Source organism: Janthinobacterium sp. Mn2066 (genome assembly GCF_049319705.1).
Classification (GTDB): domain Bacteria; phylum Pseudomonadota; class Gammaproteobacteria; order Burkholderiales; family Burkholderiaceae_D; genus Janthinobacterium.
In genome coordinates, this window is record NZ_JBMOUF010000013.1 from 161,943 (window position 1) to 174,429 (window position 12,487).

The 12,487-nt window shown below is 58.8% G+C and carries 11 protein-coding genes; 3 read left to right on the plus strand and 8 right to left on the minus strand.

The features are described from left to right. Nucleotides 1–10: 10 nt before the first annotated feature. The 5 genes from ACL9RI_RS23525 to ACL9RI_RS23545 are packed head-to-tail and all read right to left on the minus strand — an operon-like array spanning nucleotide 11 to nucleotide 5,244. Nucleotides 11–1,330 (minus strand): sulfate adenylyltransferase subunit 1, encoded by a 1,320-nt coding sequence (locus tag ACL9RI_RS23525; protein WP_422728902.1) that lies wholly within the window; start codon nucleotides 1,328–1,330, stop codon nucleotides 11–13. Further along, nucleotides 1,330–2,334: a sulfate adenylyltransferase subunit CysD gene (gene cysD / locus ACL9RI_RS23530; RefSeq protein WP_422728903.1), complete on the minus strand. Its 1,005-nt coding sequence runs from the start codon at nucleotides 2,332–2,334 to the stop codon at nucleotides 1,330–1,332. Before cysD ends, ACL9RI_RS23525 begins: the two co-directional genes overlap by 1 nt. After that, entirely contained in the window at nucleotides 2,277–2,993 is a 717-nt protein-coding gene (locus ACL9RI_RS23535; RefSeq protein ID WP_422728904.1) for a phosphoadenylyl-sulfate reductase, read from the minus strand. Before ACL9RI_RS23535 ends, cysD begins: the two co-directional genes overlap by 58 nt. Before the next feature lie 9 nt (nucleotides 2,994–3,002). After that, a complete protein-coding gene (locus ACL9RI_RS23540; RefSeq protein WP_422728905.1) occupies nucleotides 3,003–3,563 on the minus strand; it encodes a DUF934 domain-containing protein in 561 nt (186 codons plus the stop codon). Further along, nucleotides 3,556–5,244, minus strand: coding sequence for a nitrite/sulfite reductase (locus ACL9RI_RS23545; protein WP_422728906.1), 1,689 nt, complete (start codon nucleotides 5,242–5,244; stop codon nucleotides 3,556–3,558). Before ACL9RI_RS23545 ends, ACL9RI_RS23540 begins: the two co-directional genes overlap by 8 nt. 408 nt (nucleotides 5,245–5,652) lie before the next feature. Between ACL9RI_RS23545 and ACL9RI_RS23550 the strand changes: the two genes are divergently transcribed. From ACL9RI_RS23550 to ACL9RI_RS23560, 3 genes are all read left to right on the plus strand, one after another. After that, entirely contained in the window at nucleotides 5,653–6,594 is a 942-nt protein-coding gene (locus ACL9RI_RS23550; RefSeq protein ID WP_422728907.1) for a CysB family HTH-type transcriptional regulator, read from the plus strand. A 58-nt stretch (nucleotides 6,595–6,652) separates the two neighbouring features. Beyond that, nucleotides 6,653–7,303, plus strand: coding sequence for a class I SAM-dependent methyltransferase (locus ACL9RI_RS23555; RefSeq protein ID WP_422728908.1), 651 nt, complete (start codon nucleotides 6,653–6,655; stop codon nucleotides 7,301–7,303). A 221-nt stretch (nucleotides 7,304–7,524) separates the two neighbouring features. Further along, nucleotides 7,525–8,520, plus strand: coding sequence for a porin (locus ACL9RI_RS23560; RefSeq protein WP_422728909.1), 996 nt, complete (start codon nucleotides 7,525–7,527; stop codon nucleotides 8,518–8,520). Between the two features lie 72 nt (nucleotides 8,521–8,592). Here the strand turns inward: ACL9RI_RS23560 and ACL9RI_RS23565 are convergent, their stop codons facing one another. The 3 genes from ACL9RI_RS23565 to ACL9RI_RS23575 all read right to left on the minus strand — a co-directional run bounded on the left by ACL9RI_RS23565 (nucleotide 8,593) and on the right by ACL9RI_RS23575 (nucleotide 12,071). After that, on the minus strand, nucleotides 8,593–9,774 hold the full coding sequence (locus ACL9RI_RS23565) for a PAS domain-containing sensor histidine kinase (RefSeq protein WP_422728910.1): 1,182 nt from the start codon (nucleotides 9,772–9,774) through the stop codon (nucleotides 8,593–8,595). A 133-nt stretch (nucleotides 9,775–9,907) separates the two neighbouring features. Then, nucleotides 9,908–10,666, minus strand: coding sequence for a LytR/AlgR family response regulator transcription factor (locus tag ACL9RI_RS23570; RefSeq protein ID WP_422728911.1), 759 nt, complete (start codon nucleotides 10,664–10,666; stop codon nucleotides 9,908–9,910). 97 nt (nucleotides 10,667–10,763) lie between these two features. After that, nucleotides 10,764–12,071: a sensor histidine kinase gene (locus ACL9RI_RS23575; RefSeq protein WP_422728912.1), complete on the minus strand. Its 1,308-nt coding sequence runs from the start codon at nucleotides 12,069–12,071 to the stop codon at nucleotides 10,764–10,766. Nucleotides 12,072–12,487: the final 416 nt, after the last annotated feature.

The following is a 12,487-nucleotide window of genomic DNA, read 5'->3' on the forward strand; positions in this document are numbered from 1 at the left end:
GTTGTCTTCCTTAGCCGAGCCTAACCATGCCGGCCGCGACGGTTTGGTGGGTGACTTCATCGATCAGGATAAACGCGCCCGTGGCGCGGATATCGGCGTAGGCGTCGGCCGCCAGCGGCTGCTGCACGTTCAAGCTGATGCGCGCGATGTCGTTCAGTTTCAAGCCGTCTGCCGGGTGGCGCTGCTGCGTGTTGATGTCGAGGATGGAGTCGATCAGAGTGACCTTGGCCGCCGTCTGTTTCGTGCCGTGCTTGATCCAGTATTTGCGGCGCAGGTCCAGCCCGTCTTCGGACAGCCAGCACACGTCGGCCACCACCTGTTTCAGCAGGGTTGCCGGGCGGTCGCTGCTGGCCAGCAGGTCGCCGCGTGAAATGTCCAGGTATTCGTTCAGCAGCAAGGTCACCGACTGGCCCACCACGGCCGAGGGCAGCGAGCCATCCAGGGTGACGATGTCCTTGACGGTGGCGTTCTGGCCCGAAGGCTGGACCACCAGCGTGTCGCCCACGCTGACCTTGCCCGCCTCGATGCGGCCCATGTAGCCGCGGAAGTCGTTCGCTTCATGGCCGTTGTGGCGCGCCACCAGCTGCACCGGGAAGCGGAAGGGCGCGTCGTGCGATTCATCGTAGACGGACAAGGACTCCAGCAGCTCGATCAGGGTCGGCCCCGTGTACCAGCCCAGCTTGTCGCCGCGCTCGACCACGTTGTCGCCGGTCAGGGCCGACAGCGGAATCGGCGTGATGTCTTTCAGGCCCAGCGACTGGGCAAATGCACGGTAGGCAGCCACGATGCGGTCGTACACCGTTTGATCGTAGTCAACCAGGTCCATCTTGTTGACGGCAACCACCACGTGCTCGATCTGCAGCAAATGGGCAATCGTCGAATGGCGCTTGGTCTGGATCAGCAATTCCACGCTGCCGTCGTCGCCCAGTTTGACTTTCGACACGTCGATCAGGATGATCACCGCGTCGGCGGTGGAAGCGCCGGTGACCATATTGCGCGTGTACTGTTCATGGCCCGGCGTGTCGGCGATGATGAATTTGCGTTTCGGCGTGGCGAAGTAGCGGTAGGCCACGTCGATGGTGATGCCTTGTTCGCGTTCCGCTTCCAGGCCATCCGTCAGCAGCGACAGGTCGACCGTGTCGCCCACCGTGCGCTTGTGCTTGGAGCGCGACATGGCGTCGAGCTGGTCGGCGAAGATGCCCTTGCTGTCGAACAGCAAACGGCCGATCAGGGTGCTCTTGCCGTCATCGACGGAACCGGCCGTGATAAAGCGCAGCATGCCGCGCTCCAGGCTGTCGGTAGAGGTGGTGTTCAGGACTGCTGCGTTCATTAGAAATACCCTGCTTTCTTGCGTTTTTCCATCGAGGCTTCGGAGGTCTGGTCGTCCATGCGGGTGGCGCCCCGTTCCGTGATTTGCGTGATTGCCGTTTCGGCAATGATGGCGTCGACTGTCGCCGCATCCGACGAGACGGGGCAGGTGCACGAAATATCGCCGACGGTGCGGAAGCGCACGACCTGCGTTTCCACCGTTTCGCCATCGCGCGGCGGTGTCAGCTCGGTCAGCGGCACCAATAAACCGTTGCGCGGGATCACCTGGCGTTCGTGGGCGAAATAGATCGGCGGCAATTCCAGTTGCTCGCGGGCGATGTATTGCCACACGTCCAGTTCGGTCCAATTCGAAATGGGGAAGACGCGCATGTTTTCACCGGGGTGGACGCGGGTGTTATACAAGTCCCACAGTTCCGGGCGCTGGGCTTTCGGGTCCCAGGCGCCGAATTCGTCGCGGAAGGAAAAAATGCGTTCCTTGGCGCGGGCTTTTTCTTCATCGCGGCGGGCGCCGCCGATGCAGGCGTCAAAGCCGTGTTCGGCGATGGTTTCCAGCAAGGTCACCGCTTGCGCGGCGTTGCGTGAATCGGTGGCCGGGTTGCGCAGGCGCACCGTGCCCCGTTTGATCGACTCTTCGACCGAGCCGACGATCAGGCGTTCGCCCAGCTGCGCCACTTTTTTATCGCGGAAGGTAATCACTTCCGGGAAATTGTGGCCCGTGTCGATATGCACCAGGGGAAAGGGGAACTTGCCTGGACGGAAGGCCTTCTCGGCCAAACGCAGCAGGACGACGGAATCCTTGCCGCCCGAGAACAGCAGGGCGGGGTTGGCCGATTCGGCCGCCACTTCGCGCAAGATGTGGATGGCTTCCGATTCAAGGCTGTCGAGGTGACGCTGGTTCAAAATATTGCTCATATTGGATGCTTTCTGGTTCTGCTGCTTATGTCTGTTCAGGCTGTCACGGATTTGATGCGTATCAACTTGCCGTCCACCATGTGCAAGCCGCATTCCTTGGAATCGGGGTTTTCCCACCACCAGCGTCCGGCGCGTACATCTTCGCCCGGTTCGATGGCGCGCGTGCATGGTTCGCAGCCGATCGATGGATAACCCTGGTCGTGCAGCGCGTTGTACGGCACGTCGTTGGCGCGGATATACGCCCACACGTCTTCTTCCGACCAGTCGGCCAGCGGATTGAATTTCGTCATGGCGTGCGCCGCATCCTCTTCCTGCACGTGCAGTTCGGCGCGCGTGGTCGACTGGGCCCGGCGCTGGCCCGTGACCCAGGCCTTGTTGCCGGCCAAAGCCCGTCCCAGCGGCTCGACCTTGCGGATGCGGCAGCATTCGCGGCGCATCTCGACGCTGTTGTAAAACGCGTTCAAGCCGTGCTGTTCCACGTAGCTGGCCACGGCCTCGGCTTGCGGGCGGTACAGCACGATATCATGCTCGTAATGCTGTTTTACCTTGTCCAGCACGGCCAGGGTTTGCTGGTGCAGCCGGCCCGTTTCCAGAGAAAAGATGCCGATAGGCAGCTTTGCTTTCAGGATCATGTCGGTCAGCACCATGTCTTCGGCTGCCAGGCTGGACGCAAACACGGCTGGCGAGAACTCGGCAGCGATGCGTGTCAGCGTTTGCTGGGTAGCGTCGATTAAAGTAGCAAGATCACTCATGATGTAGCCTTAAATACCTGCCGCGTTGTCAAGGTCAGGATTCTGGCCTTCACGGTGGTGGCGGCGGAACAGCGGCGACTTCTGGTCCCACGACGCCTGGTAGGTTTCCGAAAACACGGACAAGCCTTTCAGGGCGTCATGGATGCTGCGGTCCGGGCGCGTGGCATACGCGTCGAAACCGACCCTGTGCATGGAAAACAGCTGGTCGCGCAGCACGTCGCCGATGGCGCGCAATTCGCCCGTGTAGGCAAGGCGGGCGCGCAAATTGAACGCGATCGAATAACCGCGGCCATCGGTGAATTTCGGGAAGTCGATGGCGATTACTGGCAATTGCTGTACATCGGCCGCCAGTTCTTCGGGCCGCTCGTCGCTGGCCAGCCACACGCCGATCTCGGGCAGGCGCGCAGCCAAGGTGTCGCGCTGCGCTTTCCATACGCTCAGGGGCACGATGGCCTTGCCGGCTGGCACGACCACCGTTTCCGGCGTGTCGCCCTCGTCCAGGCGCAGCAAGCCCCAGTCATTGGCCACCACGGCGGCGTTCTTGATGATTTCTTCGCGTACTTCAAACATATTCGTCTTCCCCCACCAGGTTGCCGACGGTGATCGGCGTTGCATATACGTGTTCCTTGAACGGCGCCAGGCCCAGGCGCTGGGCCGTGTCGACGAAACGTTCGTCTTCGTAGCGGTCGCGCACGTAGACGTGCAGCAGGCGCGCGATGACTTCCGGCATTTGCAAGGCGGAGAACGATGGTCCGATGATCTTGCCGATGGCGGCGTGGTTGCCCTGCGCGCCGCCGATCGACACTTGATACCATTCGCTGCCATCCTTGTCGACGCCGAGGATGCCGATGCTGCCCACGTGGTGGTGGCCGCAGGCATTGATGCAGCCGGAAATATTCAGTTCGATTTCACCGATGTCGTGCTGGAAGTCGATGCTGTCGAAACGTTCCGCAATCGCGGCCGCGATCGGCAGCGACTTGGCATTGGCCAGCGAGCAGAAATCGCCGCCGGGGCAGCAGATCATGTCGGTCAGCAAGCCGATATTCGGCGTGGCCAGGCCGTGCGCCTTGGCTTCCTGCCACAATGTGAACAGTTTCGACTGTTCCACGTCGGCCAGCACCAGGTTTTGTTCGTGCGTGACGCGCAATTCGCCAAAGCTGTAGCGATCGGACAAATCGGCCACGAAGTCGATCTGCTCGGCCGTTGCATCGCCGGGCGGCACGCCGGTTTTCTTCAGCGACAGTACTACCGCCACGTAGCCGGGGCGCTGGTGCGGCTTGACGTTGCGGACCAGCCAGTTGGTGTACGCCTTGTTGTCGGCGTGTTCGCCTGCGTAATCGAGGTCCGGCAGGGTGGCGTACGCCGGTGGCTGGAAGAAGTCGGCCACGCGCTGCATTTCCTCGACCGTCAGGGTTTCCGCACCATCCTTCAGGTCGGCCCACTCTGCTTCCACCTGGCGCGTGAATTCTTCCACGCCGATGGCCTTGAGCAAGATCTTGATGCGTGCCTTGTATTTGTTGTCGCGGCGGCCGTGCAGGTTGTACACGCGCATGATGGCCTGCACATAGGTCAGCAAGTGCTGCCACGGCAGGAACTCGCGCACCACGCTGCCCAGGATAGGCGTGCGGCCCATGCCGCCGCCGGCCATCACCTTGAAGCCCACTTCGCCGGCGTCATTGCGCACGGCCGTCAAGCCGATGTCATGCACGGCGATGGCGGCGCGGTCTTCTTCGGCGCCATTGATGGCGACCTTGAATTTGCGGGGCAGGGCGATAAACTCGGGATGGAAAGTACTCCACTGGCGCAGCACTTCCGCATACGGGCGCGGATCGATGATTTCATCGGCCGCGACGCCGGCAAACGGATCGGATGTTGTATTACGGATACAGTTACCCGAGGTCTGGATCGCGTGCATTTCCACCGAGGCCAGGTCGGTCAGGATATCGGGCGTCTGTTCCAGCTCGATCCAGTTGAACTGGATATTCTGGCGCGTGGTGAAGTGGCCATAACCACGGTCGTATTTGCGCGCGATATGGGCAAACATGCGCATCTGCTTGGACGACAGCAAGCCGTACGGCACGGCGATGCGCAGCATGTAGGCGTGGCGCTGCATGTACAGGCCGTTTTGCAGGCGCAGCGGAATGAATTCCTCTTCCGTCAGTTCATTGGCGATACGGCGTGCAACCTGGTCGCGGTATTGCGCGATGCGTTCTTTGACGATGAGGTGGTCATACTGATCGTAGTGGTACATATCGAGTCCTAAAAGCCGGGGTGCTGGAAGATTGCCTGGGTTATATTTTTTACTGTCGCTATTTTTTACTGCGCTCTCACACTCTCGCATCGAGTAGCTTCAGAGTAGCGCCACGGCGATGCTGTTCAAGGTCGTGGCCATCGATAAAGCATGGGGATGCCGGCACGCTGTCGTGCTCCAGGCAATCAACGGTGGTTCCGGCAGGAATCCAACGGTAAAACCGGAGACTATATAAGACAAAGTCATGCTTGTACCCCCAAAGTACCGACAATAGTAATAAACTTAGTGTTTAATCCAAACTACTAAGTACGCATTTGCTTATATGCGATATGGGTATATGCATGAACGTAAAATCATGGGTAGGGCGGAAATCCCGGTCTATCACCGCAATCTAGGGCAAAACCAGCAATGAACCTCCATCAACTGCGCTTCGTGCGCGAAGCGGTCCGGCAGAATTACAACCTGACCGATGCCGCCAAGGCTTTGTTTACGTCGCAACCGGGCGTGTCGAAAGCCATTATCGAGCTGGAAGAAGAGCTGGGCGTGGATATCTTCACGCGCCACGGCAAACGCATCCGTGGTTTGACGGAGCCGGGCCGCCTGGTGCTGGAATCGGTCGAGCTGGTGATGCAGGAAATCGATAGCATGAAGCGCATCGGCAAGGAATATGCAGCGCAGGACAGCGGCAGCTTCACGATTGCCACTACGCACACGCAGGCGCGCTACACCTTGCCCAAGGTGGTGCAAGCCTTCATGCTCAAGTTTCCCAAGGTGCGGTTGTCATTGCTGCAAGGCAACCCGCGCCAGATTGCCGAGATGGTGCAGCGCGACCAGGCCGACCTGGCGATCGCCACCGAATCGATCGCCGCCATCGATGGCTTGATCACCTTGCCGTGTTACCAGTGGGAACACGTGGTGGTGGTGCCGGCCGAACATGCGCTGCTGAAATCAAAGTCCGTGACCCTGGAAGAAATCGCTGCCTACCCGCTGATTACCTATGACAGCGCGTTTGCCGGACGCAACAAGATCGACCATGCTTTCGTGCTGCGCGGCTTGAAACCGGACGTCTTGCTCGAAGCCATCGATGCCGACGTGATCAAGACTTATGTCGAGTTGGGCATGGGGATTGGTATCATAGCGGGTATGGCGTTTGATGCCGAGCGTGACAAAGGCTTGCGCGCGATTCCTGTGGGCCACCTGTTCGGCATGAATGTGTCGCGCGTGGCCGTCAAGCAGGGCGCTTATTTGCGCAGCTATATCTACACCTTTATCGAGCTGCTGACCCCGACCCTGAACCGCAAACTGATAGAACAGGCGATGAGCGGCGATAAAGAACATTACGAACTATAACAACGCCTGACAAGGCCGGGTGTTTTGCCTGGCCAGGACTATATTTAAGAGAAGAAACATGATTACCGATCAGCTTGCCCAGTATTACGCCACCATCGCGCAGCAGTACGAGCGCGTCTATGACAAGCCCGAACGCCAGGAAGACCTGGAAGTGCTGCGCGACAAGGTCGCCGACGCCCTGGAAGGCCACACCGTGCTGGAACTGGCGTGCGGCACCGGCTACTGGACGGAAGTGATTGCCGAGACGGCCGATGCCGTGCTGGCCACCGATATCAATGATGAAATGCTGGCGCTGGTCCAGGCACGCGGCTTGCCGGACAACGTAAGCTTCTCCAAGCTGGACGCCTTCAATTTGCCTGACGACCTGGTGGGCAAATTCACCGCCGTGTTCGCCGGTTTCTGGTGGTCGCATGTCAAGCGCGAGGAGCAGGACAAGTATCTGAAGCAATTGCGCAGCAAGCTGGGCAAGGATATCTTGCTGGTGCTGATCGACAATTCCTATGTCGATGGCAGCAGCACGGTGATCGCGCGTACTGACCTGGAAGGCAATACCCACCAGTTCCGCACGACGGATGCCGGCGAGCGTTATGAAGTGCTGAAGAATTTCCCTTCGGACAGCCACCTGCGCAAGAAGTTTGCCAATGCGGCCCGCGAAATCCGCATGAAGCGTCTCGAGTATTACTGGCTGCTGAGCTGCCGCCTGAAATAAGGCTGGCCAGTCCCGTAGCACCAGACCGCCCACGGGCGGTTTTTTTTCGTCTGTTTCTTTTATGAAGTTGTTATACAAGTTGTGTAAAGAAGTTGTGAAAATAAGTGTGTAAGAAAACAACAACTTGTCGTTGTCATATTGTTGAAGCATTTGCTAGGCATGATTCGGTTCGGTATCCAAGCAGCAACAAATCTTGTCCAACTTAATATAGAGAATCTCAAGTGAAAAAAATTACTCTGGCAGCACTGATCATCGGCGCCTTCGCCACTTCCGCACAGGCGCAATCGAATGTGACCGTCTACGGCGTAGTCGACCTCGGTATCGCCAAAACCACGGGCGGTGCATTGCTGGAACGTGAAAACCAGGCTTCGCGCATTGGTTTCAAAGGCACGGAAGATCTGGGCAACGGCTTGAAAGCCATCTTTAATCTGGAAAACGAATTCAAGGCTGACACCGGCGCCCAGGCGACCACCAACACCTTGTTCGACCGCCAGGCATGGGTAGGCCTGACCGGCAACTTCGGTACTGTGTACCTGGGCCGTACCAAGGACTTGATCGACGGCACCCTGGCGCGTGTCGATCCATTCAACACCTACGGCGTGATCGGCAAGATCAATGAGCCAGTCATGCGCGGCGGCCAGTCGCCGAATGGCGCCCAGGCTGTGCCGAGCGCATCGGTGGTTGGCGTATCGCGCGTCAGCAATGCCGTCACCTACAACAGCCCATCGTTCAGCGGCTTCGTCATCAGCGGCCAATATGTTGCCAGCGAAATCAAGGATGCGGATTCCGGTTTCAGCGCGCTGGTCACGTTTGATGAAGGCCCAGCCAGCGCACACGCCGGCTACCAAAAGAAAGTGCAGTCGGCGGCTAACGCGATCCCTGAACCCAAGCTGTGGATCGTTGGTGGCGGCTACAAATTCGGTCCAGCCAAAGTCACCTTCGATTACTCGAAAGCTGACACCGACGTGGCCGCTACCGGCACCTTCAAGAACTTCTTGCTGGGCCTGGCTTACGACATCGGCGGCGGCGCGATCAAGGCCAGCTATGTAAAACAAAAGCAAGACAGCAGCAGCGTGAGCGGCAAGGAAACGGCCAAGGCCTACGGCCTGGGCTACGATTACCCGCTGTCGAAGCGTACCGCCGTGTATGGCTACGCCGGCCGCGATCAGTTCAGCGAAAAATCGGTCTACCAGCTGGGCATGACGCACAAGTTCTAAGTTTTACCGGTATCTGATACCTCAGGCAAAGGCGCTCTTCGGAGCGCCTTTTGCTTGTGGGCGATGCTTCAGTTATTCCACTGCCACCGCTTCTGTATAGACTGGCAGCAAGATATCGATGCGCGTGCCCGGCAATTCGCTGTCGGCGCCGATCTGGATGGTGCCGTTCAAGCCCCAGACTCTTTCGCGCATGCCCAGCAAGCCCAGCGACGCTGCTTTTTCCATATCCTGGTCGGCAATGCCCTTGCCGTCATCCTGTATCGTAATCGACAGGCTGGAGTCGATGCGGTGCAGCGCGATGGTGATATGGCTGGCTTCGGCATGGCGCGCGATGTTGGTCAGTGCCTCTTGCACGATGCGGTAGACGGCCGTGCTGCGGATATCATCGAGCACCAGCTCGGCTTCGTCGGCCAGCAAGTCGAAGTGGACCGTCTGGCGCAGTAAAAAATCCTGGCGCAGTTTTTGCAGGGCAAAATAGAGTCCCCCTTCATCGAGCGCGCGTGGCCGCAGGTTGCCGGCGATGCGGCGCAATGAACTGATGGCCGTCACCAGCAAGCCATCCATGCCGAGCAGCAGTTTTTGCAGGGCAGGCGTCATGTCGGCATGTTGTTGCACCAACGTCAGGTCGACGCGCAAGGTGGCCAGCAGTTGCCCCAGGTCGTCATGCAGCTCGCGTGCAATATGCCGGCGCTCTTCTTCACGGATGGTTTGCAGGGCGTTTGATAAATCACGCAATTGCGAAAAGGAGCGGGCCAACTGCTCATGCACCTGCTTGCGCGCGCTGATGTCGCGCACGAGGATGGTGTACAAGCCCAGTTCGCCTTCCTGCATGCCCGATAGCGCGCCTTCCAGCGGAAACAGGGTGCCATCGCCGCGTCTGCCGGTCAGGGTGTAATCGGTGGCGCGCCGGCCAGCCAGGCGCAATTCCTGTCGGATGTCGCTGAATGGTCCTTCGCCACCGTGGCGGCCCAGGTTGCGCAAGTCGCGCAGAATGTAGTGTCCCAGCGGCATGCCGTTCATGGCCCCTGGCGTGCTGCCGAACAGGCTGGCCGCGGCGCGGTTGGCATGCAGGATGATTTGCTGGCTGTCGATGTTGATGATGGCAGCGCTGATGTTGTCGATCAGCGCTGCCCGCCGTGCTTTGCCCTGTCTGGCCGATGGCGCCTGGTAGCGCAGATACAGCATGGCGGCCAGCGAAGCCGCCAGCCCGAAGGGCAAAAAGCGTGACAGTCCGGCGTTGCCTTGGGTCGGCATAGGCTGCTCCTGGCGACGAATCAATGACGCAATAAATCAATGACTCGACTCTAGGCCAGTTCCCGGAAAGCGGTTTGATGTGGCGCAGGGAGCGCCGCGCCGGTGGGCGCCGGGCGGCGGAAGGGAAGGCGTTTTACATTTGCTTGAACAGGTGCAGGAAGCTGCGGCTCACTTCCAGCTTGTCGGTCTTGCCTTTGATCAGCACCAAATGGCGTCCGCGGATATCGCGCGTGACACCTTCGATGGCATTGACATTGACCAGCGTGGCGCGGTGGATTTGCCAGAACAGCGAGGGATCGAGTTCTTCGGCCAGGTCGCGTACCGGCTTGCGTATCAGCGCCTCGTACTTGGCCGTTTGCACGCAGGTATATTTTTCGTCCGAGCGGAAGAACAGGATTTCTTCCACCGGGATCATGCGCAAATCCTGGCCGATACTCGCCTGTATCCACTGCAGATAAGTGGGTTTGGCCGTGATTTTTTCCGCAAGTTGCGACAGCATGGCCGTCACGCTGCTGTTGACGTCGAGCGCGGGCTTGTTCAAATGGGTCTTCAATCGTTCGACCGTGACCGCCAGCCGTTCGTGCTCGGGCGGTTTGAGCACATAGTCGACGGCGCCACGCTCGAAGGCTTCGACCGCATGGTTATCGTAGGCCGTGACGAAGACGATGTGACTCTTGCTGCCGATTACCTGCGCCGCCTCCATGCCCGTCTTGCCCGGCATGCGGATATCGAGAAAGGTAAAGTCCGGCTTGAGTTGATCGACCAGCTCGATCGCTTCGTCGCCATTCTTGGCTTCGCCGATGATTTCCAGTTCGGGCCAGGCTTCGCCCAGGCGCAAACGCAGCTGGTCGCGCATCAGTCTTTCGTCGTCGGCAATAATAGCGGTAGGCATAGTCGTTTTTATGTGTCTCGTGAAAATTGATTATTCAATGGATTAGCGTTTTTATCAACTGCCCCGTGATTTTCTGTGATCTTATTTGGACAGTTGTTTATTTGGACAGTTGATAGGGCACTTCGATCACGGCGCACACGCCGCTCGGTTGATTGGGCGTGATGGTCAGGCTGCCTTGGTCGCCGTGCAACAGTTTTAAACGTTCGCGGATGGTGGGCAAACCCAGGCCCGTGCCATCGCTGGGGACAACGCCAAAGCCGAGTCCATCGTCGGTGACGGTGACGCGCAGCTTGCTGTGGGCCACTTCGGCCACGATGCGCAGGGTGCCGCCTTCGGGTTTGACTTCCAGGCCATGCTTGATGGCGTTTTCCACCATCGATTGCAGCATCATCGGCGGGAAGGCGGCGCTGCGCAAACCGTCGGGTATCTGGAAGTCAACTGTCAGGCGTTCTTCCATGCGCATCTTGAGCAAGTTCAGATAGGCTTGCACCATGTCTGCTTCACGGCCCAGGTTGGTGATCAAGGCGTTGTCCCGCATTTGCGGCAAGACTGCCCGCAGGTACTGGATCAGGCTGCGCTGCATCTTGGCGGCGCGCGGCGGGTCGGTCTGGATCAGGTGTTCGACCGAGGCGAGGGTGTTGAACAGGAAATGCGGCTCGACTTGTGCCTGCATCATCTGCATCTTCGCTTCGCTGAGCTGGCGCTGCATGGAGGCGCGTTCTGCCGCTTCATTGGCCGTCACCGTTTCCGCTTCCGCCCGTTTCTTGCCGCCAACCAAGGCTTTCATCGCGAACAGCGCCAGTACCAGCAAGGACACAAAGCTCTTGAACCAGGTGGACGCCTGCTTGTGATAACGCGACACCTTTTGTTCAGCCGCATCGTCCACGGCTTCCTCAATGGCGTTCGACAGTTCCTCGCCGATTTGCGGCGGCAATTCAATATGTACTTCTTCGCCGGAAGCATTGGTGGTCACCGGATAATTCGGTTTGGCAGGCGGGGCGGGGGGCTTGGGCGGTGCCGGCGGCTCCGTCCTTGGTTCGCCCTCAGCCGTGTTGTCGTCCTTGTCTGGCGTGTCTGCTGTATCGGGTGTCTCGCTGGCGCTGCTGCTGCGGCGGTTCTTGCTGCTGCGTGGATTGAAGTGGATGCCCGTATCGTCGATCAGGATATTCGTATCGCTGCTGCCCTTGCTGGCGCGCTTGTTCGACTTGATCACCACTTCTTCATCTGTGCCAGACGAGAACAACTCATCTTGCAGGATGGAGCCGGCAATCAGGGCCAGGGCGGCAAATAGGAAAAACTTCCACCAGGATAATTGGGTGACCCAGGTCGTGGTCGCGTCGAATGCCCGCTGCAGCCAGGCGAGGATGGCTTTCAATAATTGTGGCGGGCTGGAAATCGGAAACATGGAGACGCTTTCAGGTGCAAGAGTTAATCGACGCAGCGGGCAAGTTTAACTGAATGCCCATTGTTTTTTGCGCTATCGTTGTTCTACGTCAGAATCTGATGTTGCCACTCTGCCGCAAGTTGGGGCGGGGCGCCATGGGGATGCGACAGGCTGCATAAAACGCACGCTGAAGTGAAGTGGGGCTGGCTGGACGGTATCCATAAATAGCCCTTGCGGGGCGAGCGGGCCTTGGCTATAATTCGCCCCCTCGCTGAACGACGCATGCAAATGCAGAGTGAAGCAGAGAAAAAAGAAGGTTGACGAAACGATCTAAACGCTTCATACTCTTCCTTCTTCGCGGCTGACAAACACAACGCTTTGTCGATAGCGCGAAAGCAGTAACCGAATTGAGTTCTTTAACAATTAACAGTCGATAA

Coding starts and splice junctions, on each gene's coding strand:
- ACL9RI_RS23570 (WP_422728911.1), bottom strand. CDS start 10,666: ATGCCTACCGCTATTATTGCCGACGACGAAAGACTGATGCGCGACCAG.
- ACL9RI_RS23525 (WP_422728902.1), bottom strand. CDS start 1,330: ATGAACGCAGCAGTCCTGAACACCACCTCTACCGACAGCCTGGAGCGC.
- ACL9RI_RS23575 (WP_422728912.1), bottom strand. CDS start 12,071: ATGTTTCCGATTTCCAGCCCGCCACAATTATTGAAAGCCATCCTCGCC.
- ACL9RI_RS23535 (WP_422728904.1), bottom strand. CDS start 2,993: ATGAGTGATCTTGCTACTTTAATCGACGCTACCCAGCAAACGCTGACA.
- ACL9RI_RS23550 (WP_422728907.1), top strand. CDS start 5,653: ATGAACCTCCATCAACTGCGCTTCGTGCGCGAAGCGGTCCGGCAGAAT.
- ACL9RI_RS23555 (WP_422728908.1), top strand. CDS start 6,653: ATGATTACCGATCAGCTTGCCCAGTATTACGCCACCATCGCGCAGCAG.
- ACL9RI_RS23545 (WP_422728906.1), bottom strand. CDS start 5,244: ATGTACCACTACGATCAGTATGACCACCTCATCGTCAAAGAACGCATC.
- cysD (WP_422728903.1), bottom strand. CDS start 2,334: ATGCGGCTTGCACATGGTGGACGGCAAGTTGATACGCATCAAATCCGT.
- ACL9RI_RS23540 (WP_422728905.1), bottom strand. CDS start 3,563: ATGTTTGAAGTACGCGAAGAAATCATCAAGAACGCCGCCGTGGTGGCC.
- ACL9RI_RS23565 (WP_422728910.1), bottom strand. CDS start 9,774: ATGCCGACCCAAGGCAACGCCGGACTGTCACGCTTTTTGCCCTTCGGG.